Origin of the sequence: Gordonia polyisoprenivorans (assembly GCF_017654315.1) — a bacterium.
Classification (GTDB): Bacteria; Actinomycetota; Actinomycetes; order Mycobacteriales; family Mycobacteriaceae; genus Gordonia; species Gordonia polyisoprenivorans_A.
Window position 1 is genome coordinate 4,714,658 of sequence record NZ_CP072203.1, and the last position, 24,227, is coordinate 4,738,884.

23 protein-coding genes and 1 pseudogene are annotated in these 24,227 nt (G+C 67.9%); 12 read left to right on the forward strand and 12 right to left on the reverse strand.

Annotation, left to right across the window (positions count from 1 at the left end; genetic code table 11):
* Positions 1–97 precede the first annotated feature (97 nt).
* Positions 98–598, forward strand: coding sequence for an aminoacyl-tRNA deacylase (locus J6U32_RS21370; protein ID WP_208796264.1), 501 nt, complete (start codon positions 98–100; stop codon positions 596–598).
* A gap of 47 nt (positions 599–645) precedes the next feature.
* The gene (locus J6U32_RS21375) at positions 646–1,395 is read left to right on the forward strand and encodes an SOS response-associated peptidase (RefSeq protein WP_208792037.1); all 750 of its coding nucleotides are present in this window, start codon (positions 646–648) and stop codon (positions 1,393–1,395) included.
* A gap of 16 nt (positions 1,396–1,411) precedes the next feature.
* Here J6U32_RS21375 and J6U32_RS21380 read toward each other — a convergent pair.
* The 3 genes and pseudogenes from J6U32_RS21380 to J6U32_RS21390 form a co-directional block, all read right to left on the reverse strand.
* Positions 1,412–2,444 (reverse strand): annotated as a pseudogene (locus tag J6U32_RS21380) (zinc-binding alcohol dehydrogenase family protein).
* Between the two features lie 2 nt (positions 2,445–2,446).
* Positions 2,447–3,943 carry a flavin-containing monooxygenase gene (locus tag J6U32_RS21385; protein ID WP_208792038.1) on the reverse strand — a complete coding sequence of 499 codons (1,497 nt, stop codon included), beginning with the start codon at positions 3,941–3,943 and terminating at the stop codon, positions 2,447–2,449.
* 94 nt (positions 3,944–4,037) lie between these two features.
* Positions 4,038–5,225, reverse strand: a complete 1,188-nt coding sequence (locus J6U32_RS21390) for an ATP-grasp domain-containing protein (RefSeq protein WP_208792039.1) — start codon at positions 5,223–5,225, stop codon at positions 4,038–4,040.
* Between the two features lie 108 nt (positions 5,226–5,333).
* On the opposite strand from J6U32_RS21390, the gene J6U32_RS21395 reads away from it, so the two are divergent.
* Positions 5,334–6,599 (forward strand): MFS transporter, encoded by a 1,266-nt coding sequence (locus J6U32_RS21395; protein WP_208792040.1) that lies wholly within the window; start codon positions 5,334–5,336, stop codon positions 6,597–6,599.
* A gap of 68 nt (positions 6,600–6,667) precedes the next feature.
* On the opposite strand, the gene malQ is transcribed toward J6U32_RS21395, so the two are convergent.
* Positions 6,668–8,836, reverse strand: a complete 2,169-nt coding sequence (malQ, locus tag J6U32_RS21400; RefSeq protein WP_208792041.1) for a 4-alpha-glucanotransferase — start codon at positions 8,834–8,836, stop codon at positions 6,668–6,670.
* Positions 8,837–8,969: 133 nt separating this feature from the next.
* On the opposite strand from malQ, the gene J6U32_RS21405 reads away from it, so the two are divergent.
* Entirely contained in the window at positions 8,970–9,584 is a 615-nt protein-coding gene (locus J6U32_RS21405; RefSeq protein WP_208792042.1) for an isochorismatase family cysteine hydrolase, read from the forward strand.
* A gap of 12 nt (positions 9,585–9,596) precedes the next feature.
* On the opposite strand, the gene J6U32_RS21410 is transcribed toward J6U32_RS21405, so the two are convergent.
* From J6U32_RS21410 to J6U32_RS21420, 3 genes are all read right to left on the reverse strand, one after another.
* Positions 9,597–10,925, reverse strand: a complete 1,329-nt coding sequence (locus J6U32_RS21410; protein ID WP_208792043.1) for an MFS transporter — start codon at positions 10,923–10,925, stop codon at positions 9,597–9,599.
* 91 nt (positions 10,926–11,016) lie between these two features.
* Positions 11,017–12,387, reverse strand: coding sequence for an FAD-binding oxidoreductase (locus J6U32_RS21415; RefSeq protein WP_208792044.1), 1,371 nt, complete (start codon positions 12,385–12,387; stop codon positions 11,017–11,019).
* Positions 12,388–12,411: 24 nt separating this feature from the next.
* Positions 12,412–13,092 carry an NAD(P)H-binding protein gene (locus J6U32_RS21420; protein WP_208792045.1) on the reverse strand — a complete coding sequence of 227 codons (681 nt, stop codon included), beginning with the start codon at positions 13,090–13,092 and terminating at the stop codon, positions 12,412–12,414.
* A gap of 225 nt (positions 13,093–13,317) precedes the next feature.
* Between J6U32_RS21420 and J6U32_RS21425 the strand changes: the two genes are divergently transcribed.
* Positions 13,318–13,794, forward strand: coding sequence for a MarR family winged helix-turn-helix transcriptional regulator (locus tag J6U32_RS21425; protein ID WP_208792046.1), 477 nt, complete (start codon positions 13,318–13,320; stop codon positions 13,792–13,794).
* A gap of 33 nt (positions 13,795–13,827) precedes the next feature.
* On the opposite strand, the gene J6U32_RS21430 is transcribed toward J6U32_RS21425, so the two are convergent.
* Positions 13,828–14,679 carry a helix-turn-helix domain-containing protein gene (locus tag J6U32_RS21430; RefSeq protein ID WP_208792047.1) on the reverse strand — a complete coding sequence of 284 codons (852 nt, stop codon included), beginning with the start codon at positions 14,677–14,679 and terminating at the stop codon, positions 13,828–13,830.
* A gap of 102 nt (positions 14,680–14,781) precedes the next feature.
* Between J6U32_RS21430 and J6U32_RS21435 the strand changes: the two genes are divergently transcribed.
* On the forward strand, positions 14,782–15,525 hold the full coding sequence (locus J6U32_RS21435) for an SDR family oxidoreductase (protein ID WP_208792048.1): 744 nt from the start codon (positions 14,782–14,784) through the stop codon (positions 15,523–15,525).
* Positions 15,526–15,559: 34 nt separating this feature from the next.
* Here the strand turns inward: J6U32_RS21435 and J6U32_RS21440 are convergent, their stop codons facing one another.
* From J6U32_RS21440 to J6U32_RS21450, 3 genes are all read right to left on the reverse strand, one after another.
* Positions 15,560–16,417, reverse strand: coding sequence for a ParA family protein (locus J6U32_RS21440; RefSeq protein ID WP_208792049.1), 858 nt, complete (start codon positions 16,415–16,417; stop codon positions 15,560–15,562).
* 96 nt (positions 16,418–16,513) lie between these two features.
* Positions 16,514–16,747 (reverse strand): hypothetical protein, encoded by a 234-nt coding sequence (locus tag J6U32_RS21445; RefSeq protein WP_208792050.1) that lies wholly within the window; start codon positions 16,745–16,747, stop codon positions 16,514–16,516.
* A gap of 62 nt (positions 16,748–16,809) precedes the next feature.
* Positions 16,810–17,340 (reverse strand): hypothetical protein, encoded by a 531-nt coding sequence (locus J6U32_RS21450; RefSeq protein WP_244332262.1) that lies wholly within the window; start codon positions 17,338–17,340, stop codon positions 16,810–16,812.
* Between the two features lie 183 nt (positions 17,341–17,523).
* On the opposite strand from J6U32_RS21450, the gene J6U32_RS21455 reads away from it, so the two are divergent.
* The 6 genes from J6U32_RS21455 (at position 17,524) to J6U32_RS21480 (ending at position 23,111) form a co-directional block, all read left to right on the forward strand.
* Complete coding sequence (locus J6U32_RS21455) at positions 17,524–17,997, forward strand: NUDIX hydrolase (protein ID WP_208792052.1); 474 nt, start codon at positions 17,524–17,526, stop codon at positions 17,995–17,997.
* 82 nt (positions 17,998–18,079) lie between these two features.
* Positions 18,080–19,096, forward strand: coding sequence for an NADP-dependent oxidoreductase (locus J6U32_RS21460; RefSeq protein WP_208792053.1), 1,017 nt, complete (start codon positions 18,080–18,082; stop codon positions 19,094–19,096).
* Positions 19,097–19,157: 61 nt separating this feature from the next.
* Positions 19,158–19,988 (forward strand): aldo/keto reductase, encoded by an 831-nt coding sequence (locus J6U32_RS21465; RefSeq protein ID WP_208792054.1) that lies wholly within the window; start codon positions 19,158–19,160, stop codon positions 19,986–19,988.
* Between the two features lie 82 nt (positions 19,989–20,070).
* Positions 20,071–21,258, forward strand: coding sequence for an aminotransferase class I/II-fold pyridoxal phosphate-dependent enzyme (locus tag J6U32_RS21470; protein WP_208792055.1), 1,188 nt, complete (start codon positions 20,071–20,073; stop codon positions 21,256–21,258).
* Positions 21,259–21,263: 5 nt separating this feature from the next.
* Positions 21,264–22,469, forward strand: a complete 1,206-nt coding sequence (locus J6U32_RS21475; protein WP_208792056.1) for a serine hydrolase domain-containing protein — start codon at positions 21,264–21,266, stop codon at positions 22,467–22,469.
* A gap of 81 nt (positions 22,470–22,550) precedes the next feature.
* A complete protein-coding gene (locus tag J6U32_RS21480; RefSeq protein WP_208792057.1) occupies positions 22,551–23,111 on the forward strand; it encodes a dihydrofolate reductase family protein in 561 nt (186 codons plus the stop codon).
* Positions 23,112–23,193: 82 nt separating this feature from the next.
* Here the strand turns inward: J6U32_RS21480 and J6U32_RS21485 are convergent, their stop codons facing one another.
* Positions 23,194–24,108, reverse strand: coding sequence for a type IV toxin-antitoxin system AbiEi family antitoxin domain-containing protein (locus J6U32_RS21485; protein ID WP_208792058.1), 915 nt, complete (start codon positions 24,106–24,108; stop codon positions 23,194–23,196).
* Between the last annotated feature and the right edge of the window lie 119 nt (positions 24,109–24,227).

The following is a 24,227-nucleotide window of genomic DNA, read 5'->3' on the forward strand; positions in this document are numbered from 1 at the left end:
CCCCGGCGAGCGACGTCGGCTCGGTGCGATTTGCCGTGACGGTGGCGTCCACGACATCGTGGACGCCACCGTACTCATGCAGCGAGAGGACATCGATGTGGCCGCCACCCCTGCCGTCGCCGCGCTCACCGCGCAGTCGATACCCCATCGCGTGCACCGCTACCGCCACGACCCGCGAACCACCGCATACGGCGCCGAGGCCGTCGACGTGCTCGGCGCGGCCTTCGGGGTGGCTGCCGAGCAGATCCTCAAGACGTTGGTCATCGAGTTGTCCGGCACCCGTTCGGGTCTCGCGGTGGCCGTCGTGCCGGTGCCGCGCTCGTTGTCGCTGAAGGCAGCGGCCGCCGCGCTGGACGCCGGGCGCGCGGTGATGGCCGACGCCAAGGCGGTCACCCGGAGCACCGGCTACGTTCTCGGCGGGGTCTCCCCCATCGGCCAGCGCATCACGCTGCCGACCGTCGTCGACGAGTCGGTTCTGCGGTGGCCGCACGTGTGGTGCAGCGCCGGACGCCGGGGGCTCGAGGTGGAGGTGGCCCCCGCGGATCTGATCGCGATCACCTCGGCGGTGACCGCCGACATCTGCGCCGCCGCGGGCTGACGGTCACTGTCGCCCGGGCCCCGGCGCACTGCGGTAGACATGACGTCATGTGCGGACGATATGCGGTGACCACGGACCCGGCGAAACTCGCTGCCGAGATCGACGCGGTGAACGAGGTGCCGGTCCCGCTGGACGCCGCGGCGGGCACACCGGGTTCACCGGGGCCCAACTACAACGTCGCGCCGACCACGACGGTGATGACCGTCGTCAAACGCCACGACCATGATGATCCCGACGACGACCCGCGACTGCGTGTGCGCGCCATGCGCTGGGGGCTCGTCCCGGCGTGGGCCAAGGAGGTCGGCAAGGGACCGCTGCTGTTCAATGCCCGCGCCGAAACGGCCGGGGAGAAGAGTTCGTTCCGAGCGTCGGTGAAGTCGCGACGTTGCCTGGTCCCGATGGACGGTTGGTACGAGTGGAAGAAGGGCCCGCCCGACTCCAAGGGCAAGCCGACCAAGGTGCCGTTCTTCATGTCACCGGTCGACGGGACCCGGTTGTTCATGGCCGGCCTCTGGTCGGTGTGGCACGACCGTACCGATGACGCGGCGCCGCCGCTGTTGAGCTGTTCGATCCTGACGACCGACGCCGTCGGCGATCTGCGCGAGGTGCACGATCGGATGCCGCTGATCATGCCCTACGACAATTGGGACGCGTGGCTCGATCCCGACCACCGTGCGCCGGATACGCTCTTCGCACCGCCGAGTGCCGACGTCGCGGCCGCGATCGTGATTCGTGAGGTGTCACCGCTGGTGAATCGGGTGGCCAACAATTCTCCGGAGCTCCTGAACCCGGTGTGAGGCCGCGGCCGATGGGTCAGTTGTCGGGGACCAGTACCGCCGCGCCGTCGAACCGTCCGGCCTTCAGGTCGGCGAGGGCCGCGTCGGCCCGCGACAGCGGGTAGGTGTGGGTGGTGGCGGTGATCCCGTATTCCTCGACCAGCCGCAGGAATTCGCGACCGTCACCCCGGGTGTTGGCCGTCACCGAGCGGATCTCCTTCTCGTAGAACAGCTCTCGCTCGTAGTTGAGAGAAGGGATGTCGCTGAGGTGGATGCCGGCGATGGAGAGCACCCCGCCGCGGTCGAGGGCCCGCATCGCCACCGGCACGAGCTCACCCACCGGGGCGAAGGTGATCGCGGCATCGAGCGGCTCGGGCGGGGCGTCGTAGGCATCGACCGCCGAGACCGCACCCAACGACAGTGCCAGCTCGCGCGCCTGCTCCCCCCGCGTCATCACATGCACCCGCGCACCCTGCGCGATGGCGATCTGCGCGGCGAGATGCGCGCTGCCGCCGAATCCGTAGAGCCCCAACCGACCTCCGGGCGGCAGGGACGCCCGCATCAGCGCGCGATAGCCGATGATGCCGGCGCACAGCAGCGGGGCAAGGGTCACATCATCGACGCCGCCGGGTAGGTGATAGGCGAAATCGGCGGGTACGGTGGTGAATTCGGCGTAGCCACCGTCGACATCCCAGCCGGTGTAGGTCGAATTCGGGCAGAGGTTCTCGGCCCCGCGCACACAGTAGCCGCAGGTTCCGTCGGTGTGGTGGAGCCAGGCGACGCCCACGCGGTCGCCGACCGCGTATCCCTGTGCCTGCGCCGAGTCCGACGACCTCGCCGACCACCTCGTGGCCCGGGGTCACCCCGACCCGGTGGACCGGCAGATCACCTTCGCAGACGTGCAGGTCGGTGCGACACACCCCGCACGCACGCATCCGCACGAGCAGCTCACCGGCACCGGGTTCGGGGATCGGCTTGTCGACCGGCTGCAGCGGCCCGGGGCGATCCGAACTGTCGCGATCGGACTCCGGGTCGATCGGCGCAGGTGTGGTGACGGCCCATGCACGCATGCTCACACAGTAGGCGCCATCCGGTACTCGTAGGCGTCGAGCGGGAATCTGCCCATCTCCCGCAGGGTGGTCAGCGTCGACGTGGGGCGCAGCAGTGCCGCCTCGCCCTGGTGGTTGAAGTAGTAGCTCCGCGAACTCGCGCAGTCGCCGCGGTAGAAGACCGACGAATCGAGCTTGGCGGTGACCTCGTCGAGGAACTGCGCATTCGCCTGCTCGGTGACCTCGAAGGTCGTCGCCCCGCGTCGTTTCAGCTCACCGAAGAGCCGCCCGATGTGGATCATCTGGCCTTCGATGGTGGTGAAGTACGACAACCCGCTGTAGGAGTAGGGACTGTTGAGCGACAACAGATTCGGGAATTTCGGCATGGTCAGCCCCTGGTACGCCTGGAACCGGCGGGTCCGCCACCAGAGCCCGAGCTCCACGCCGTCGCGCCCGAGGACCGGGAAGGCGGGAAAGTTGCTGTCCCACAGATCGAATCCGGTGGCGAGGACGAGGGTGTCGATCTCGGTGCGCCGACCATCGCCCGCGACGATGGCGTCGGGTTCCAGGTGGCCGATCCCATTCGTCTCCAGGGTGACATTGTCGCGAACGAAGGACCGGAAGTAGCTGTTGGAGAACGTCGGTCGTTTGCATCCGAAGTCGTAGTCGGGGGTCAGCGCCCGACGCAACGCCGCGTCGGGGACCTGCGCCCGCAAGTGCGCCCGCGCCAGCAGCGCGGCACCCTTGTTGCCCAGTCTGGCCTGGCGGAAGTGCAGCACACCGACCACCATGAGCAGTTCCAGCGCTGCCGTGTTCACCAGGCGCGCCGCGCGTTGCACCGGGGGCACCCGGGCGAACAACTGCTGCACCGGCTTCGCGATCGCCATGTCGAGCTTGGGCACCACCCAGATGGGAGTGCGCTGGAAGACCGTCAGGTGGCGTGCGACCCGCGCCGCCTCGGGGATCAATTGCACCGCGGTCGCACCGGTTCCGATCACCGCGATGCGCTTGTCGGTGAGGTCGGCGGAGTCGTCCCAGTCGGCGGTGTGCAGGACCGTGCCCTCGAAGGAGTCGATCCCCGGGAAGTCGGGGATGTGGGGTTGGGAGAGGAAGCCGGTGGCGGTCACCAGATAGCGGCACGTGCGTGCCGTGCCGTCATCGGTGTGCACCACCCAGAACTGTTGCTGCTCATCCCATTCGGCGGACTCGACGCTGACGCCGAACTCCATGTGCCGTGTGAGATCGTAGGTGTCGGCGACGTGCGTCGCATAGCGTTTGAGTTCGGGTCCCGGCGCGAACAATCGCGACCAGTAGGGGTTCGGCGCGAACGAGTACGAGTAGGTCACCGAGGCGATGTCGACGGCCAGGCCCGGGTAGTGGTTCACATGCCAGGTGCCACCGAGGTCGTCCTCGCGTTCGAGGATTGCGAGGTCGTCGATGCCGAGACGTCGGAATTCGATGGCCGCCCCGAGCCCACCGAATCCGGCGCCCACGATGATCACCTCGTGATGCTCTCGCATGTGTCCCCCTTCGAGAGGTCACGCGTCCGTGGAGGCCACCGCGACCATTACCTGTTACCAGGTTTCACAGTAACCCACATCACCATGGGAAGGCTCAGGGGATCGGCGACCCGTCGTAGAGCACGTCGAAGAACTGGGTGGCCACCAGGGTCTCGCCCTTGACCCGATTGATGCCGAGCTGTTTGCGATACGCCAGCACATGCTGCAGCGACAATGCCGAATACAGCAGTGGCAGATGATCTTTGCGCTGCTCGTACACACCCTTCGCGCCGCGTGAGGCGCGCAGGTCCGCACGGGCACGAGTCGGGTGCATCAGGGCGTCGCGGATGACTGCGGCCCGGATCATCTTCTTGCGGCCCTCGGGCACGACGACGAGCTCACCGGAATCGAACAGCGCGGTGTCGAACTCCTCGGCGGTGGCCAGGGTGCACCCGGCGGTCGGGCGCGGGTTGCACTCGACCATGTGGTGCACCCCGTCGTCGGTCATCAGGTAGTCGAAGCTCAGTTGTCCGTGCCAATTCAGTTCGCGCGCAATGCGTTGCGCGGTCTCCAGAGACTGCGGCGAATCCACCGACCGGAAGACCACGCCCCCGCGGTTGTCGATCGCGAGCGGGTGTTCATAGCAGGAGTGCAGGACGACCTCGCCGTGGTGGACCACACTCCAGCTGCAGCGGTCGACCCCGGCCAGGAATTCCTGGACCAGCCAGGGGTCCTCGGGGGTGGGCGTGATGTCGCCGAGGTCGGTCTCGCCGGCGAGCGGTCCGGTGTTGGTGGCGATGTCGAGACCGCCGCGCCCGAAGGCCGCCCGCGCGAACCAGTGATCCCAGCGGCCGGTTGCCGCACGCAGTTCCGCCGGGCTCGTCGCGGTGATCGTCTCGGCGACCGGTAGGCCCAGCCGCGCGCACAGCTCGGTGAAGCCGACCTTGTCGTGCACCATACGCAGGGTGTCGAAGTCGGGGAAGAACAACTCGACGTCGCGGCCGTCGGCGAGCTGATCTCGATGCTTGGCGAGATAGAAGACGTCCTCGAACATCGGCAGCAGCCAGTTGATCCGCTCGGAGTCGAGAATCCCCGCGATGGCATCGACGTAGGCCTGGGTTTCCTGGGTGGGGGCGGGCACCACCATGTGCTTGCTCGCACCTCGCGAATGGTTGCCGGGCGCCGATCGGAAGGTGTCGGTCGCGACGACGAACCGGCCCGTCTCCCCCAGCTTGTGGATCTCGTCGACGGCGAAGGGCATCCGGGACGTGGTGACGAGGATTCTGGGATCGACAGGCGCCATGCCACGACGGTAGTGCACCCACGGTTCGCCGAGTGGATACTCCGGGCAGACCGCCACCGCGCATCACGCCGGTGGGCGCCCGCCATCGGGGATACGCTGTGGGGCGTCATGGCTTCCCACACACCGACTCCCGGTCCCGGCGGAGGAGATCCGCGTCCCTCGACGCGCCGCACACTCGGTGCGGGGTCGGCGTTCGCGGCCGCCGTCGCCGCGTTCGCGGTGGTGATGATGGGCACCACGCTGCCGACGCCGCTCTATGCGATCTATGGCGCCGAATTGGGCTTCGGCGTCACGACCACGACGGTGATCTTCGCCGTCTACGCCGCCGGGGTGATTGCGGCGCTCATCGTGTTCGGCCGCTGGTCCGACGTCATCGGCCGACGGCCGCTGTTGCTGGCGGGCGTCGTCATCTCCGCGATCAGTGCCGTCGTCTTCGTCACCGCGGGCGGGCTCGCCGAGCTCCTGGCCGGGCGCGTCATCTCGGGGCTGTCGGCGGGTATCTACACCGGCACCGCCACGGCAGCGGTGATCGAACTGGCCCCGCGATCCTGGCAGTCGCGCGCTCCGGCGATCGCCACCGCCGCGAACATGGGCGGGCTGGGACTCGGCCCACTGGTGGCGGGCATTCTCGCGCAGTACGTCCCCGCGCCCCTGCACACCGTCTTCCTGGTCGACCTGGCGGCACTCGCCGTGGTCGGGGTGGCGATCTGGTTCGTCGCCGAACCTGCACGGCTGCGGCCGGGGGCCCGGCTGGGCGTGCAACGGCTGTCGGTGCCACCGCAGGTGCGCGAGGTGTTCACCGGGCCGGCGATCGCGGCCTTCGCCGGGTTCGCTGTCCTGGGCACCTTCACCGCGGTGGCGCCGTCGTTTCTCGCCAAGGTGATCGGCATCGACAACCATGCCGCGGCCGGGGCGCTCGTCGCGGTCCTACTCGCGTCGTCGGCGACCATCCAGATCCTCGGGCGCCACGCACCCACCGGCACGGCGCTGATCGCCGGGTGCGCGACGCTCGTCGTCGGGGTGGCCGTCCTGGCCTGGTCACTGGCCGCGGCCTCGCTGACCCTGATGATCGTCGGTGCGGTGATCGCCGGTGCCGGGCAAGGCATCTCGTTCAGCAAAGGCATGGCGGCGGTCGTCGCGGCGAGCCCACCGGACCGGCGCGCGGAGGTGACGTCCACCTATTTCGTCGTCGCCTACATCGCGCTGTCGGTCCCGATCATCGGGCAGGGCATCGCCGCGGCCCACTGGGGTCTGGTGACCGCCGGGATCGCCTTCGACATCGGGGTCGGGGTGCTGTGTGCGGTCGCGATGGTCCTCATCGCCATCGCGTTGCGCCGGGGCCGATCGGCCGGGCGGGACTCGGCGACGTCCTAGGTCTCACCTCCAGGACATATTTCATCCAGGGAAGTCCTCACCCGAGGAAGTCCTCGCCAGACAAGCCATCACCCGAGGAAGTCGTCGTCCTCGCGAGACCCACCCCCGACGCCCGCGTCCTCGAGCGCGGCCACCAGCGAGGCGAACCGCGCGTTCGACGGCAGGTCCTCGACGAGCACCGGACGCAGCTCGTCGTCGGCGAGGGGGATACACCAGTTCGGGTACTGATCGCCGTCGGTGCCGGGCTGGTTCTGGATGCGCCGCTCGCCGACCGCGTCCACCAGCGCCACCCCCAGCAGCAGCGACGGGCTCGCCGCGATCAGTTGGTAGAGGGCGTTGATCGTCCGCGGATCGGTCAGCGGGATGTCCGGTGACCACAGGCCACGCTCGATCGCCAGCGCGAGGATCGCATCGCGGTCGTGCTCCTCGCGGGCACGATCGTCGTCCTCGCTCTCGGTGAGCAATCCGAGTTCGGCCCGCAATGTGATGTGGTCACCGGCGAGGTAGCCGACCGTCGGTGGCAGATCGTGGGTGGTGACCGAGGTCAGACACAGCTCCCGATACTCCTCGGGCGGGATCGGCGCGTACTCGCCGTGTTCGAACCACAGGATCGAGCAGCCGAGGATGCCGCGCGCGGCCAGCGTGTCCTGCACCGTCTTCTCGAACACGCCGAGATCTTCACCGATGACCACGGCACCGGCACGTTGTGCCTCCAGCGCGAGGATCCCGATCAGCGCGTCGTGGTCGTAGCGCACGTAGGTGCCCTCGGCCGCGGATCGTCCCTCGGGAATCCACCACAGCCGGAACAGCCCGAGGATGTGGTCGACGCGCAGACCACCGGCGTGGCGCAGCACGGTGCGCAGCATGTCGCGATAGGCCGCGTATCCCGACTCGGCGAGTCGCCGCGGATGCCACGGTGGCTGATTCCAGTTCTGGCCTTGCTGATTGAAGCCGTCCGGCGGTGCTCCGACCGTCGCACCGGTGGCGAGGACCTCGCCGAACGACCACACGTCGGCGCTGTCGCGACCCACTCCGACGGCGAGGTCGGCGATGATGCCGATGCGCATTCCCGCCGCCAGCGCGGCGTGCTGGGCCCGGGCCAGTTGTTCGTCGCAGATCCATTGCAGCCATGTATGGAACTCGATGCGTCCGGCCAGCCGGCGGCGCTCGGTCTCGACAAAGGCCGGATCACCGAGTTTGTCGGCCCACGCCGGGCTGTCCCGCCCGTATTCCTCGACCAGCGCGCACCAGGTGGCGAAATCACGCAGGCCGGTGCCCTCACGACGACGGAACTGCCGATATGCAGCGGCCCGCGCCGCTCGCAGCGGGACCGCGTGAAGCAGCTCCAGCGCGGTCAGCTTTGCGCGGAAGGCCTTGTTGCGCTTGATCTTCTTCGTCGAGACGTCGTCGGCGACAAAACTCTTCGCGAGTTTGTCGACACATTTGCGGTCGGCCTTGGGCAGGTCGACGTATTCCGCGATGTCGGTGATCGCGATGTAGAGGGGATTGACGAATCGGCGGGTCGCCGGCAGATACGGCGAGTTCTCGATCGGCGGCACCGGCTGCGCGGCGTGCAGCGGGTTCACCTGGACGAAGTCGGCGCCGTAGGTGCTGGCCGTCTCGGCCGCGATCTCGGCGAGGTCGGCGAAGTCGCCGACTCCCCACGACCGCGCGGAGCGCACCGAATACAGCTGCAGCGCCGTCCCCCACCGCTGCTCACCGCGCAGGGCGTCGGCGGTACTCAGCCGCCGCGGCGTCACGATCAACGGCGCCGTCGCCGTGCTCCCGCTGATCTCGTCGGCGACCGAGATCGTGTGATATCCCGGCGAGAGTCCTTCCGGGACTGCGAAACTCGCCCGTCCGGTGAGCACGCCGTCGACGGGGCGCGGTTCCCACCACACGTCGAGTTGCACCGGGCGCACCAGGTCTCCGGCTTCGGTGGTGACCTCGACCTCCACGGGATTGCCGTGGGGCACATGGACCCAGAACACCGCGGCGTCGCCCTCGGTGACCACGGTGACCGGCGGCACCAACGCGCGCCAGTCGGCGATCTCGGCGTCGGCGAGGGCGGCGTCGATCTCCGCGTCGGTGTCGGCGGCGATACCCATCGCCCCCAGCACCGCGCGCAGGGTTGCCGCACTCACCTCGTGTTCGGCGGAGTCCCATCCCACATAGCTGGTCGCCACACCGGCGCGGCGCGCCAGCTCGGCCAGTCGTTGCCCTACCGAATCGGTCACGACTGCATCGTCTCATCGTCGGGGTCGTGTCGCTCGGGTTGCCGAGGACGCCGCCGAGGACTTGAATCAAGTGTGGCGTAGCTCACTCGGTGAGGTCCGCCTGCACCCCTACCGCCGCGAGTGAGGAATCCCCATGGCCGACACGCTCACCCTCGATCCCGCCACCACCGCTCTCGTCCTCATCGAGTACCAGAACGAGTTCACCTCCGACGGCGGTGTGCTGCACGACGCGGTCGCCGAGGTGATGGACAAGACCGGCATGCTCACCAACACCACCTCGCTGGTGCAGACTGCGCGTGAGGCCGGGGTGACGATCATGCACGCCCCGATCACCTTTGCTCCCGGCTACGGCGAGCTCACCCGACACCCGTACGGGATCCTCAAGGGCGTCGTCGACGGCAATGCCTTCGTGAAGGGCACGTGGGGTGCGCAGATCGTCGACGAGTTGGCGCCCGCCGACGGTGACATTCTCATCGAGGGCAAGCGCGGACTCGACACCTTCGCCTCGACCAACATCGATTTCATCTTGCGCAGCAAGGGAATCGAGACGGTGATCCTCGCCGGATTCCTCACCAACTGTTGTGTGGAATCGACGATGCGCTCGGCGTACGAGAACGGATACCGGGTGATCACGCTCACCGACTGCACCGCGGCGACCTCGGTCGCCGAACACGACAACGCGATCTCCTTCGACTACCCGATGTTCTCGCATCCGGTCGAGTCCGCCGACGTGCGTGCGGCGCTGTGAGCCGCCCGACTCTCAGAGGTGCAGGTCGCGCTGCCGGATCGCCGCCGTCGCGGCCACGCTGATCAGTCCGGTGGCCACCAGGTAACCCGCCGCCCACCACGGCGATCCGCCACCGGCACCGATGAGTGCGGTCAGGATCAGCGGTGTCAGACCCGAGGCATAGATGCCGGAGAACTGGTAGACGACCGAGAGTCCGGTGTAGCGCACCGGCGTCGGGTACAGCGAGGCGAACAAGGTGCCCTGGGCGCCGTAGAACAGTGCGTGGACCACACCGAAGACGATCACCAGGCTGACGGTGAACCACACCAGGTTCTCGGTGCCGAACAGTGCGAAGACCGGATAGACCGCGACCGCGTAGGCGATCATGCCGATCAGGTAGATGCGGCGCGGCCCGTAGCGGTCGGTCAGCAATCCCGACGCCGGCAGGCCCACCGCCATCACGAGTGCGGCGATGGTGACCGACACCAGGACCGGCACCCGCGGTAGGCCCAGACTGCCGGTGGCGTAGGCGATCGCGAACACGCCCCAGGTGTTGAACGCCGATCCCTCACCCCAGCGGGCGAGCAGACCGAGGACGGTGTTGCGGGTGTTGGGTGGAAGGACGACGTCGCGCAGCGGGGCACTCGACTTCTGCTCGAGCTCGGCGACCTCACGGAAGGCCGGGGTCTCCGAGACCTTCAACCGCACCACGAATCCGATGACCACCAGCACGATGCTCAACAGGAACGCGATCCGCCATCCGTAGACCAGGAAGTCGTGATCGTTGAAGGCCACCTGGAGTATCGCGAAGACACCGGTGCCCAACGCGAGCCCGAGCGCCAGGCCGATCTGCGGGATCGACCCGAACAGACCACGACGCCGCGCCGGGCTGTGTTCGACGGCGAGCAGCACCGCGCCGGCCCATTCGCCGCCGAGGGCGAACCCCTGCAGGATGCGCAGGCACAGCAGCAGTACCGGGGCGAGGAACCCGATCTGAGCGGCGGTCGGCAGGACACCCATGAGTGCCGTCGCCGCGCCCATCAGCACCATCGTCACCGCGAGGGTGCGTTTGCGGCCGATGCGGTCGCCGATGTGTCCGAACACGACACCACCGATCGGGCGCACGACGAAGCCGACGGCAAAGGTCGCGAACGACAACAGCGTTCCGACGAAGCTGCTCTGATCGGGAAAGAAGACCTTGGAGAACACCAGGCTCGCGGCGGTCGCGTAGAGGAAGAAGTCGTACCACTCGATGGTGGTGCCGAGCAGGCTGGCGGCGACGACCGTGCGCAGCCGGCGCCGCCGTGCGGCGTCGTCCTCGGCGGGAACGTCGGGTGTGATGTCGGTCAGGGTGGAACTCACAAATGCTCCACCGTAGGGATGCGTTCGGCGCACGACCAGGGTCACGATCACCGTGATCGTAATGTGGCGTGGCCGTGCGGCGCGGCTCGACTCAGCCGAAGAGCACCCCGGGATTGAGCAGACCCTGCGGATCGAGGGCGTCCTTGATGGCGCGCATCGTGGCCAGGTCGGTCGGCGAACGACCGAGTCGGGTCCACGCCGTCTTCGCCCGGCCGATCCCGTGTTCGGCGCTGATGCTGCCGTCGAGCCGGGCGACGATCCCGAAGACCGCGTCGGTGACGGTGTCGGCTGCCTCGGCCGGGACGTCGAGGAGGTTCACGTGGATGTTGCCGTCGCCGATGTGCCCGAAGAGGATGGGGCGGCAGGCGACGTCGAGATGACCGGGCAGGTCCTGTAATTCGGCGATGGCATGCGGGAGGGAGCGGATCGGGAACGACACGTCGAGTTTGACGACCGGGGTCGTGGTGGCCCGGGCGATGGCCTCGGTGTGGCTCTCCCGGATCTCCCACAGGGCCCGCGCGGGACCGGGCTCGAGCACGGCGTCGACGATGCCGTCGGCGTCGTCGAGGAGGTCGATGACGGCGGCCTCGGTGTCGCCGGCGCCGGAGACCTCGAGCAGCAGATGGTAGGGAGCGGGGGTGGAGACCGGACGTCGGCTGCCGTGTTCGGCGACGAGGTCGACACCCTCGCGGGTCATGAACTCGGCGGCCTCGATCGCCAGACCTGCCTCGCGGGCCCGCCCGATCAGGGTGAGCGCGTCGGCCACCCGCTTGAGTGCGGCCACGACGACAACGGTCGCGACCGGCGGGCCGACCAACCGGAACAACACTCTGGTGATGATGGCCAGAGTGCCTTCACTCCCGGCGAGCAAGCCCGGGATATCATATCCCACATTGTCTTTCACGAGCGGCGACCAGCGTCGCAGGACGGCGCCGTCGGCGCGGACGGCCTCGATGCCGAGTAACGCCGCTCGGGTGTTGCCGTGCCGGATCATGCGGATGCCACCGGCGTTGGTGGCGACGACACCGCCCGCGGTGGCGCTGTCCCGGGAAGCGAGGTCGACCGGGAACATCAGTCCGTGGACCGCGGCATGCGCATCGATGGCGGCGATCGTCGCTCCGGCCTGCGCGCCCACGCATCGTCCGATCGGGTCGACCTCGTCGAGATCTGTCATCCGCGCCGTGCTGAGCACGATGCGTCGGCGCCCATCTGCGGTCGCCGGCGGCACCGACCCGCCGACGAGGCCGGTGTTGCCGCCTTGAATACAGACCTGAATCTGCTGAGCTGCAGCCACTTTCATCACAGCAGCCACCTCGTCGACGGTACGCGGCCGGACCACCGCATCGGCGATGCCGGTATAGCGGCCCATCCAGTCGACGAGGTATCCGGCCATGGCGTCGTCGTCGGTGAGCACGTTGCGCTCACCGACGATCTCCGCGAGCGCCCGCCCGAAACCGCTCATGTCAGTGCATCTCGCGAGCCTGCACTAGGCCAGCGCCGTCTCGATCGGCACGTCGCCGTCGTTGAACTCGATGACCCGCTTCGCGGTGGCCGGATCGGCGATCACCGCCGCAGCGACCGCGGCGACGTTGTCGCGACTGACCTCGCTCTTGGATGTCGTGCTCCCCGATGTTCCGGACCCGGCGGAGGTGTCCGATCCCCCGACCTCGATGCGGCCGGAGCCCGGGTCGTCGGTGAGTCGGCTCGGCCCGAGAATCGTCCAGGCCAGATCGGTGCTCGTGAGATGGGCGTCGGCCGCAGCCTTGGCCTCGGCATAGGCGTAGAACGAATTATCCTCGGGGACACCGTGATCGGGTCCGGCACCGTAGTAGGAGACCATGACGTAGCGCGGCACGCCGGCCGCCGCTGCGGCGTCGATGGAGCGGATCGCGGCATCGCGGTCGACCGCGAAGGTGCGCTCGGGGTTGCCGCCACCGGCACCTGCCGACCACACGACGACGTCGTGCCCGGTGAGCGCCTCGGCGATGGCCTCGGTGTCGAGGTGCTCCACATCGGCGACGACGGGCGTGGCGCCGGTCGCGATGATGTCGTCACTCTGCGCCTGGTTGCGGATCACCGAGCTGACCGCGTCGCCTCGTGCGGTGAGCAGCCGCGCCAGTCGCAGCGCGATCTTCCCGTGTCCCCCGATGATGATCACTCGTGCCACAGTGCACCTCGTTTTCGTGTTGGGTTCTCATTCGTCTTGGGCGGTCGGGTGCGGTTCGTCGCCATCCCGCCCTACTCCACCGTAAGCACACGTCGACGGCGAGAATTCCCCGCTGTGAAACCGAGCACGCCCGAAGTACACATCAGAGCATCCCGGCTTTACTGTTCGCTTACTTAGCACCAGGAAACTATATTCGGCGGCGTACCTCCCGAAAGGAGCGTTCCGATGTCGACGACCGCACCGGACACCACGACCGCTGTCGAGGCCACCGCCACGCCCGACACCTCCGACGTCGCGGTTCTCTATCACCACCTGGTCCGGATCACCCGATCACTGCGCACCGGCGGCCAGGGCGTGCTCAGCGCGGGTGTGGCCTCGGCGCTGTGGACGATCATCAATCACGGTCCGCTGCGCCTGTCCGAACTCGCCGATCGGGAGTCGGTGACGATGCCGACGATGTCGCGCATCGTCGCCTCCCTGGAACAGCAGGGCTTCGTCGAGCGCGCGCCCGACCCCGACGACGGGCGCGCACGACAGCTCGTCGCGACCGTCGCGGGCACCGAACACATCAACCAAGCACGCTCGGCAAGGGCCCAGATCCTCGGTGCGGCCATGGAACGCCTTGACCCGCAGATGCGCTCACATCTGACCGAGGGCGTGGTGGCCCTCGCCTCAGCTCTGTCCGACGACGACCTCACCTGATCTCGATGAGCACGGGGTCGTACCCCGATGACCTCAGACCATGACCGCCGAGAGCATCGAGAGTTTCTCGTGGCTCTCGCTTCCGGGTATCGCGGTGTACACCAGCAGTGCGTGGGCGCGGTCCGGGTCGAGCAGCGTCTGACAATTCACCTCGACCAGGCCCAGGTCGGGATGCAGGAGGCGCTTGACGTCGTCGGCGAGTCGGGTGCCGACGTCGTGCTCATCCCACAACTCGGCGAACTGCGGACTCTGCGAACGTAATTCGTCGGCCACTCGCGCCGCACGCGAGCGCGGGCCCTGCATCGTCACCGCTGTCCGCAGGCGCGCGGTGTGCGCTCGCGCGTGATGGTCGTGATCGGCCTCGGGAAACCGTGCGCGGGTCGCCTCATCGGTGAACCACCGGTAGGTGATACTGCGGCGATACCCGGTGTGAACACTGTCGTCACCGATGAGCGCCACGCACAACGCGTTCTGCCACAACGTTTCTCCCGCACTGTTGACGACCATGGCCGGGGTGTCGGTGAGCCGGTCGACGATCCGCATCATGCCGGGTCCGACGTGATCGTCGTGCGCCATCCGATCCGGCGGATTCAGACCGGCCAGCCGGAACAGGTGGTCGCGTTCGTCGAGCCGCAGGTGTAGCGCCTGGGCGATCGCGGCGATCATCTGCGCCGACGGATGCGGGCCGCGCTGCTGCTCGAGCCGGCTGTAATAGTCGGTCGACATCCCGGCCAGTTGCGCCAGCTCCTCGCGACGCAGTCCGCGGGTGCGTCGGCGGACTCCGGCGGGCAGCCCGACGTCGGCCGGTTGCAGTGCATCGCGCCGGGAACGCAGGAACTGGGCGAGTCCGGCCCGGTCGATGGTGGTTCCGAGGCTGGTGGTCATCTGTCCACACCTACTCCGGCCGGCCGACACTATCCAGGGATCACCGATCCGTGGATGGGTAGGTCCTGGCGGGCAGGGCACACCGATGGTGAAGTGGCATCCATGAAACTCACCGACAACACCGTCTTCATCCCCGGCGCGACCTCCGGCATCGGCCTGGGGTTGGCGTTGCGTCTGCACGAACTCGGCAACACCGTGATCATCGGCGGGCGCCGTACGGCGCTGCTGGACGAGATCGCCGCGGCCCACCCCGGCATCCACACCGTCCGCATCGACACCGCCGACGCCGACGACATCACCCGGGTGAGCACCGAGGTGCAGCAACGTTTTCCCGAGACCAACGTGCTGATCGCGATGGCCGGGATCATGCGCCCGGAAGACCTGACCACAAGCGGTTTCCTCGACACCGCGGAGGCGGTGGTGACAACCAACATCCTGGGACCGTTGCGACTGATCGCCGCGTTCACCGAGTTCCTCTCCGACCGTCCCGACCCCACCATCATCACCGTGTCCTCCGGACTCGCCTTCACCCCGATGGTCGCCACCGCGACCTACAGCGCCTCCAAGGCGGCGATTCACTCGTTCACCGACTCGTTGCGAGTGCAGTTGGCACCCAAGGGGATCGACGTGCTGGAGCTGGTTCCACCGGCCGTACGGACCGACCTCATGCCCGGGCAGGCGCAGGCGGAGTGGGCGATGCCGCTCGAGGATTTCCTCGACGAGGTGCTGAGCCTGCTGCCCGAGGCGACCGACGAGATCCTCGTCGAGCGGGTCAAGCCGCTGCGGCATTCGGAGGCGCAGGGCACCCGGCGTGAACTCATCGACCAGCTCGCCCAGCTGAGCTGATCGATGCGTCCGCCGAACCGGCGAGGGCCCGCGGTCAGGGGAGTTTGACCAACGCCTCGGTCATGACCGCAAGCGTGAGTGCCTCGAACTGCTCGTAGTGCCCGTGATGGCCGTATTTGGCGCGCAGTGTCGGCCACGGCTCGAACGCGGCGGCCGCGCCGACGACGTTGCCCTCGTGGATGTAGGCGGGCAGCACGTTCTGAATGGTGGTGTCAAGACGCAGCCGCTTGACCGTGTCCTGGTGCAGCGCCGACGACGGCCGGTACTTGCTGATGACGACTCCGAGCTCGCGGATGTCGCGTCCGATCTCGCCGGCAAAGTCGGCGACGTGCCGCTGCACGTGCGGAATGGCGTAGGTGGACAACACATCCGGGATGGTCGGGATGAGGAAGCCGTCGGCGCAGGCGAGCCCGTTGAGGGTGAAGGGACCCATGGTGGGTGGGCAGTCGATGAGGATGAAGTCGTAGTCGTCGGCGACGGGTGCGATGGCGCGGCGCAGGATCTCCACGGCGGCGGCGTGGTCGTCGGCCAGTACCCGCCGCGCACTCAACTCCTCGGCGAGCTCGATCAGATCCAGCGACGCCGGCAGCAGGTCCACCCCGGTGACCTCCGCCACCGAGGACACCTCACGCTGCAGTACGGCCTCACGGTCGAAATACGAGGTGCCGTCGAGGGCGTCGGAGAACAAGGTGGCAAGGGTTCGGCCCCGATCGTTGAGTTCGAGCCAGCGCTCGGACCCGATCATGACCGTCGTCAGGCTGGTCTGGGCGTCCAGATCGATCAGGAACACCCGTTTGCCGAACACGGCGGACAGGAATTCGGCAACCCCGGCGGTCACCGTCGTCTTGCCCACCCCTCCCTTCAGACTGATGGTGGCGATCACCCTCGGCATGAGGGGAGAGTAACCGCAGTGGGGTCATCGTCGCAGGTCGACGCTGTATCTCCAAGTCTGCCTCGGCCGGTCTGCCCCGGCTCCCGGTCTGTGGGATCAGAAGCCGGACGACGTGGGTCCGCCCTTGCTGCGGGAGGCCCGGAACAGCATGATCGCGCCGTAGACGGCCAGGCCGATCAGGCCGATCCAGAACAGTCCCTTGAGGATCGGTCCGAGCATCGCCAGTGCGATGAGGACGATCGCGATGATGCCCAGGACCTTCCAGAAGTTCGGGCCGTTACGGCGTGCGCTGCTGTCATGGGTGGTGGTGGTATCTGTTGTGGTGTTCATGACTCCACCATGCGCCGTCCGTCGGCCGAATTCACTGGTCAGCGGGGTTTCTGGGGGAAAGATCAGGGGTCTCCCCCATCCGAGCCGCGCCCTGCGGCCCGGGCCCGGGGGTCGGGATCGCCGGTGGTGTAGTGGCAACCAAGGACCGCGGGACCACTGATCGCCCGGCGGTCCCGGAACCAGGCGACGCATACGTCCGCGACGCAGCCGCGTGAGCGGGTGAGCAGATATCCGTGCGTGCAATCACGGAACCGATCCTCGTAGTTCCAGCGGTCGAGCATCGCGCGTGGTACCGCGTATCCGGCAACCGCCGGGATGGTCATCACTGTCGTCGAGAGCCTGACCATGAAGGTTTGGTCACGCAGCACCAGGATCTGTGCGCACGGCACGTCGGCGGCATCGTCGGAGTCGTCGTACTCGGCGGGACCGAGGTCGAGGACGCCGCCGGCAGGCATGCCCGCTACGGAATCGGTGAGCCAGTCACGCATCGCCGTCCAGGCCAGGCCCGGATCGGGTTCGCCTGTTTCGGGCGTGACGAGATCGGGTGTGTTGGGGTCGGGAGCATCGAAATCGGGGGTGTGTGGGTCGAACACCGTGGCCTCCTCTGCGTCGGGATGGGCCCAGTGAAGCATCGGCCACCGACAAGAACTCGAACGCAAGTGCGATTCGCCGATCTGGCGCCTTCGACCAGCGCGAATGTGAACACGGTCACCGGCGCTGGCGCGGCGCACCCGCGCGTCCGGCGGTGTGCGGATGCGGAAGGCAAGATCATCAGCATGCCGATTCCCGATTTCATCCGTGATCTTCGTGGGCACGTGGGGCACTCCCCGCTGTGGCTGTCGGGGGTCAGTGGGGTCGTCGTCGACGACTCCGGTCGCGTGTTGCTGACCCACCGAGCCGACACCGAGGAGTGGGCGGTGGTCTCGGGGGTCCTCGAGCCCGGCGAAGAACCCGCGCACGCGATCGTTCGGGAGATCGCCGAGGAAACCGGGATCACCGCGGTCGTCGACCGTCTGACGAGTATCGACGTGACACCGATGATCACCTATCCGAACGGGGATCAGACGCAGTATCTCGACGTGTGCTTTCTCGCGCGGCACGTCGACGGCGAACCACGCGTCGGCGACGACGAGAACCTCGCGGTGGCCTGGTTTGTCCCCGATGATCTGCCGCAGCCGCTCGCGGAGACGACACGTCAGCGTCTGGCCCGCGCCCTCGACGGGGACGAACGCGCCTGGTTCCGACGCTGAGGTCGATATCGCTGAGGTCAATGTCCCTGAGGTGAATGTCACCGTCGGAATATCGCGCGGCCCGGGAGTCCTTGAACCGACCATGGCCGATTCCCCGAACGCCGATATCCCGAACACCAACACCCCGGACCCCAACGACAACACCCTCGACATCGACTCCGCCGCGGTGACCGCCCGTCAGGTCGTTGCCGTGCGGTACGGCGACCCGGTCGACGCCCTCGCGGTCGTCAAGGCCGAGTTGCCGGTCCCCGATCAGGGGCAGGTCGTGGTGGCGGTCGAGGCGATCGGGGTGAACCCGATCGACGCCAAGATCATCCGGGGTTTCATGGGCACCGACGAGTCCGCCCTGCCGCGACCGGTCGGCAACGAGTTCGCGGGCACCGTTCGGGCCGTCGGACCCGGCACCGACGATCTCGCCGTCGGCGATCCGGTCATCGGCTATCCGGTGCCCGGCGCGTACGCCGACCACGTCGTGGTCGCCACCGACCGGCTCCATCGCCGGCCCGAGAGCCTCGACGTGCAGCGCGCCGCCGGGCTGTTGCTGGTGGGCGTGACGGCCGCCGATGCCACCGCCACCGCACACGTCGCCGACGGCGATGTCGTCGTGGTGCACGGCGGCGCGGGTGCGGTGGGTGTCGTCGCCGTCCAGCTCGCGGTGAAGGCCGGGGCGACGGTCATCGCCACCGCGGCGCCGACCAATCACGAGTATCTGCGTGGGCTCGGGGCGTTCCCGGTCACCTATGGCGACGGGCTGATCGAGCGCATCCGCGAGGCGGCGCCGGGGACGGTCACCGTCGCCATCGACACGGTCGGCACCGATGAGGCGATCGATGTCTCGCTGGAACTGGTGGCCGATCGCTCACGCATCGTGAGCATCGCCGCCTTCGGTCGCGCCGAGGACGGCATCGTGCTGATCGACGGATCGAGCAGCGACAGCAAGCGCCACCGGGCCGAGGCCATCGAGCCGCTGATCGCCGCGGCCGCCGATGGGTCCCTGGTGACCGAGGTCGCCGCGACGTACCCTCTGGACAGGGCCGGTCACGCGTTGGCCGACCTGTCCGGGCGCCACCCCCGGGGCAAGTTCGTCCTCCTCCCGTGAGGCATTCCCCTCGTACGCACCCGGCGGGTCCACACTCCACCATCACAGTGAAAGGTGTTTCATGACAGTCCCTTCCATCACCCTCAACAATGGCGTCGAGATTCCTCAGCTCGGTTTCGGTGTCTTCCAGATCAAGCCCGAGGACACCGTCGAGGCCACCCTCTCGGCCCTCGAGGTGGGCTATCGTCACATCGACACCGCGCAGATGTACGGGAACGAAGCCGAAGTCGGTGAGGCAGTACGCAAGTCGGGCATACCGCGCGACGAGGTCTTCATCACCACCAAGCTCAACAACAGCTTTCACGCCTTCGACGACGCCCTCGAGGCCACCGACAAGTCCCTGGAACGGCTCGGTGTCGAGCACGTCGACCTGTATCTGATCCATTGGCCGCTGCCCGAGGTCGGCGATTTCGTCGAGACCTGGAAGGCGATGGAGAAGATCTACGCCGACGGCAAGGCCCGCGCGATCGGTGTCTCCAATTTCCAGAAGCATCACCTCGAGCGCCTGTTCGCCGAGACCGAGGTCGTGCCCGCGGCCAACCAGATCGAGGTGCACCCCTACCTCACCCAGAACCCGTTGCGCGCCTTCGATTCCGAACACAACATCGCCACCGAGGCATGGTCGCCGATTGCGCAGGGCGACGTCCTCGATGATCCGGTGCTGAAGAAGATCGCCGAGGAGAAGGCCCGCACGGTGGCACAGGTGGTGTTGCGCTGGCACATTCAGCGCGGCGACATCGTCTTCCCCAAGTCGGTGACGCGCTCGCGCGTCGAGGAGAACTTCGCGCTCTTCGACTTCGATCTGTCCGCCGAGGACATGGCTGCCGTCGACGGACTCAACAAGGACAAGCGGCGCGGACCCGATCCCGACACGTTCAACTACGTTCCCTGACCGACCCGTGTCCTGACCCACCGTTGACCTGACCGGCCCACCCACCGACCCCTCGTGCGCGCGCCGTGCGCAGAATGTGTCCATGCACATCTCGCGGCGCGCGCACCGGGTGGCACCCTTCTACGCGATGGAGTTCGCCAAGAAGGCCGCGGCCGTGGAGGCGGCCGGTCACCGGGTCATCCGACTCAACATCGGCGAACCGGATTTCGGCCCGCCCCCGCAGTTCCTCGCCGCCGCCCGCGACGCCGCCGACGGCCGGCCGATGGCCTACACCGAGGCCCTCGGCACCGTCGAACTGCGCGAGGCGGTCGCCGGGTTCTACGCGACGCACTTTCGCGCCGAGGTCGATCCGCGTCGGGTCGCCGTCACCACCGGCGCCTCGGCCGCGCTGCTGCTGACCTGCGCTGCGCTGATCGACGACGGCGACGGCGTGCTCATCGGCGACCCGTCCTATCCGTGCAATCGGCAGTTCGCCGAGAGCTTCGGAGCGCGGGTGTCGTTGATCCCCACGACACCGGAAACCTATTACCAACTGACACCGGATCTCGTCACACGATCGTGGGAAGAGATGACGCGCGGGGTGATCGTGGCCTCGCCGTCGAATCCGACGGGTACCTCGATCCCCCACGACGACCTGCGTCGGCTGTGTCGCGAGGTCGGCGATCGCGGCGGATGGAGCATCGTCGACGAGATCTACCTGGGCCTCGCCGATCCCGACGCCGACGGCCACCCGCCGCGCAGTGTGCTCACCGACCCGACCGCAACGGCGTCGACAGTCGTCATCAACAGTTTCTCCAAGTACTTCGGCATGACCGGATGGCGGCTGGGGTGGGCGATCCTGCCCGACGGCCTCGTCGACGCCGTCGAGCGGCTCGCGCAGAACTACTACGTCAGTCCGCCGACCCCGGCGCAGCACGCGGCCTTGAGCTGTTTCACCCCGGAGTCGCTCGGTGTCGCCGAGGATCGTCGGCGGGAGTTCGTCAATCGTCGTCGCCTCGTCCTCGACGGTCTCGAGCGCATCGGCCTGCCCGTCCCGGTCCCGCCGGACGGCGCGTTCTACGTCTACATCGACGTCTCGCCGACGGGCCTGAGGTCGGCGGAGTTCTGTGATCGTGCCCTGCGCGAGGCGCATGTCGCGCTCACCCCGGGCAAGGATTTCGGCGTCGCCACCGCCGACGACCACATCCGGCTGTCGTATGCGGCCTCGACCGCCGATCTCACCGACGCACTCGAGCGGTTGGAGCGCTTCGTCGGCGACCTGGCAGGGTAGTCGCCATGGCGACATCCACACCGCACTCTGCACCACACGCCGCGACCGACCGCATCGCCCGTGCTGCCAACGATTGGTTGCGTTCCACCGACACCTCGGCCCTGCCCGGCGTCGTCACCGGGGTGAGCACCGCCGAGCAGACGGTCCACCTCGGTTCCGTCGGACCGATCGCCACCGACTCGGTACTCGCCCTCTACTCGGTCACCAAGTCGCTCACCGCAACCGTCGCTCTGCAACTCGTCGACGACGGCGTCCTCGACCTCGACGCCCCGGCCGCCGAGTACGAACCACGACTGGCCGAACTCGCCGTGCTCGACGGATTCGACGACGACACGCCACGCCTACGGGAACCGGCGAGTATCCCGACCACACGTCAACTCCTCACCCACACAGCGGGTTTCGCCTACACCTTCTTCGACGCGGAGTTCACCCGGGTGGCCCGGGCCCAGGATCTGCCCGACGTGGCCGCCGGCACCGTCGACTCCTTGGGGACGACGCTGATGTTCGACCCCGGCACCCGCTGGGAGTACGGAACCAATCTCGACTGGGTCGGACTGGTCATCGAGGGCATCACCGGCGATCGCCTCGGTGACACAATGACGCAGCGGTTGTTGACACCACTGGGCATGTCCGACACCGCCTTTGCGCGCGACGGTGCCGCACTGGCCCGCGCCGCCGCACTGCACGCACGTCTGCCCGACGGCTCCCTCAAAGCGCTGAGCGCCCCGACGGCGCCGGATGCACCACCGGTCGACATGGGCGGGCAGGGCCTCTACTCCACGATCCCCGACGTCCTTCGGTTCCTGCGGCTGTGGCTGCGCGGTGGGCGCACCGAGGACGGCGAGCAACTCCTGCGACCGGAGACGGTCGCCGCGGCCACCGCCGATCAACTCGGCGATCTGCAGGTCACCGCACTGCCCGGCGTCGATCCGCGGCGCACCGGTAACGCGGAGTTCTTTCCCGGCGTCGCGAAGGGCTGGAACCTTCTCGCGATGACCAACGAGTCCGACGCCCCCACCGGGCGCCGCAGCGGCTCCTACGGATGGGCCGGACTGGCCAACGTGTACTTCTGGATCGATCCATCGAGCGGAATCGCCGGCGCCTGGGGGACCCAGCTCTTCCCGTTCGCGGACCCGACGGCAATGACCGCAGCGCTGGATTTCGAGGCCGCGGTGTACCGAGCGCTCAACGGGGCGTCGCCCGGCCGATGAGTTTCTGCCGTGCTGCCGGTCGATACGGATACGAGCACACCGACGGATCGCCCGTCGGCCGCACCGACAAGGAGTTCACCGATGGGAAAGATCCACGTTCACGAGTTCGTCAGCCTCGACGGCCGATTCGAGGACCCGTCATTCACCGCGCCCTACGGGTTCACCGACGCCATGGGTGCCACCCTGGGTGAGATCATGTCGTCGTCGACAGCGATCCTGCTGGGCCACAACACCTTCGACATGTTTGCCCCGGCCTGGTCGACCCGAACGGCCGATGACGATCCCGGCGCGCCGTTTTTCAACGACACACCCAAGTACGTCGTGTCCTCGACGCTGACCGATGCCGAGGCGCAAGAGACGTGGCGCAATTCGTCGGCACTCGGCCCCTACTCCGCCCAGAACGTCGCCGATCTCAAAGAGCGTACCGATGGCAGCATCTACATCAGCGGGAGCGGACAACTGGTGCGGGCACTGCTGGCCGACGGATTGGTCGACGAGCTCCATCTGCTCGTCTACCCGGTGGTCCTGGGAACCGGCGCGCGTCTGTTCGACGACCTCGGGGACACCCGACTGCGCGTCGTCGGCCACGACGTCTTCGACAACGGGGTCGTGCACCTGTCCTACGGACCAGAGGCGCAGTAACCCCGCCCAAATCTGTGTCGACTTCGCCTTTGTGTGTCCTGCAGGACACACAACGCCGAAGTCGACACACATTCGCGACAGGTCAGGCCGCCATCAGCGCGAGGTGGACCAGCCAGTGACGCACCTTCGCGACCACCGTGCCGCGGCGCAGATCGTCCCAGACCCAGCGGATCACCATGATGCCCATCGAACGGAGCGCGTCTTCGCGGGCCTTCTCGCGCAGGACGACCTCGGTGACGTCCTCTCCGGGCCGCAGTAGCTTCTGGTACTTGACCTTGCCGTCGAACTCCCCGACGAGCAGGCCGTCCCAATCGAAATCGGTCCGAGCGACGAAGATGCCGTGCTTGTCGTAGAACTCGTGCTGCAGCCGAGCCGGACGCAGCCCGGCCTCGATCAGTTGGGCGCGACTCCACGACTCCCCCGGGCTCTCGGCCTTTCCGTCGGCGAACTGCAGTGCGTGCCGGGCCCGTCCGACCCCGCGACGAGAACCGGCCAGCATTGTGGCCATCACCTCGCGATCGGCACCCCGGCGGAGCGCGGCGTCGAAGACGGCCAGTGCCCTCGCGAAACCGTCGGCGCCGCAAGCGACATCGACGGCGGTCCGTTCGAGCGAGGTCACCGACACGCCGTCGATCACGACGGTGTGCGCCTCGGATACCTCGCCGACGTGACAGTGCAGCGTCGTGGTCCGAAAGCCCGTCGGCGCGGTGCGGTGGACGCGACGGAAGTTGGGTTCGAGCATGGCGAGGCCGTGGACCGCGGCCGCGCTCTGGTGGCTCAACGGCGCGTCGGAGGTCCCGGTGAGCACCGTTGCGATCGCGGTCAGTCGGTGGAGTTCCTCGGGCTCCCGGCGCACCGCCTCGGCGTAGACCCCGCGGACGATCCGCACGATCTGCTTGGTGCGCACCGCTCGGGCGAGATCCTCGTCGGTCAGTCCGACCGCGATCACCGACGCTCGATGGATGAGGCCGTGGGTATCGGCGGGAAAGGTCATCATGCCGAGTTGGACGCGGCACGCCTTGCCGCAGTTCCGCCCGACGTCAGATCTTCCGCAGACGGATATGTGGCCAGTCTCACAGTGAGACGGGTGTGAGACGCGTCACGCGGTTGTATCGG

What these genes read in the sequence shown, in the direction of transcription:
- J6U32_RS21445 (WP_208792050.1), bottom strand. Translation starts at nt 16,747, where the DNA reads ATGAACACCACAACAGATACCACCACCACCCATGACAGCAGCGCACGC.
- J6U32_RS21455 (WP_208792052.1), top strand. Translation starts at nt 17,524, where the DNA reads ATGCCGATTCCCGATTTCATCCGTGATCTTCGTGGGCACGTGGGGCAC.
- J6U32_RS21465 (WP_208792054.1), top strand. Translation starts at nt 19,158, where the DNA reads ATGACAGTCCCTTCCATCACCCTCAACAATGGCGTCGAGATTCCTCAG.
- J6U32_RS21485 (WP_208792058.1), bottom strand. Translation starts at nt 24,108, where the DNA reads ATGATGACCTTTCCCGCCGATACCCACGGCCTCATCCATCGAGCGTCG.
- J6U32_RS21390 (WP_208792039.1), bottom strand. Translation starts at nt 5,225, where the DNA reads ATGGCGCCTGTCGATCCCAGAATCCTCGTCACCACGTCCCGGATGCCC.
- J6U32_RS21375 (WP_208792037.1), top strand. Translation starts at nt 646, where the DNA reads ATGTGCGGACGATATGCGGTGACCACGGACCCGGCGAAACTCGCTGCC.
- J6U32_RS21460 (WP_208792053.1), top strand. Translation starts at nt 18,080, where the DNA reads ATGGCCGATTCCCCGAACGCCGATATCCCGAACACCAACACCCCGGAC.
- J6U32_RS21425 (WP_208792046.1), top strand. Translation starts at nt 13,318, where the DNA reads ATGTCGACGACCGCACCGGACACCACGACCGCTGTCGAGGCCACCGCC.
- J6U32_RS21470 (WP_208792055.1), top strand. Translation starts at nt 20,071, where the DNA reads ATGCACATCTCGCGGCGCGCGCACCGGGTGGCACCCTTCTACGCGATG.
- J6U32_RS21385 (WP_208792038.1), bottom strand. Translation starts at nt 3,943, where the DNA reads ATGCGAGAGCATCACGAGGTGATCATCGTGGGCGCCGGATTCGGTGGG.
- J6U32_RS21480 (WP_208792057.1), top strand. Translation starts at nt 22,551, where the DNA reads ATGGGAAAGATCCACGTTCACGAGTTCGTCAGCCTCGACGGCCGATTC.
- J6U32_RS21435 (WP_208792048.1), top strand. Translation starts at nt 14,782, where the DNA reads ATGAAACTCACCGACAACACCGTCTTCATCCCCGGCGCGACCTCCGGC.
- J6U32_RS21415 (WP_208792044.1), bottom strand. Translation starts at nt 12,387, where the DNA reads ATGAGCGGTTTCGGGCGGGCGCTCGCGGAGATCGTCGGTGAGCGCAAC.
- J6U32_RS21440 (WP_208792049.1), bottom strand. Translation starts at nt 16,417, where the DNA reads ATGCCGAGGGTGATCGCCACCATCAGTCTGAAGGGAGGGGTGGGCAAG.
- J6U32_RS21475 (WP_208792056.1), top strand. Translation starts at nt 21,264, where the DNA reads ATGGCGACATCCACACCGCACTCTGCACCACACGCCGCGACCGACCGC.
- J6U32_RS21405 (WP_208792042.1), top strand. Translation starts at nt 8,970, where the DNA reads ATGGCCGACACGCTCACCCTCGATCCCGCCACCACCGCTCTCGTCCTC.
- J6U32_RS21430 (WP_208792047.1), bottom strand. Translation starts at nt 14,679, where the DNA reads ATGACCACCAGCCTCGGAACCACCATCGACCGGGCCGGACTCGCCCAG.
- J6U32_RS21395 (WP_208792040.1), top strand. Translation starts at nt 5,334, where the DNA reads ATGGCTTCCCACACACCGACTCCCGGTCCCGGCGGAGGAGATCCGCGT.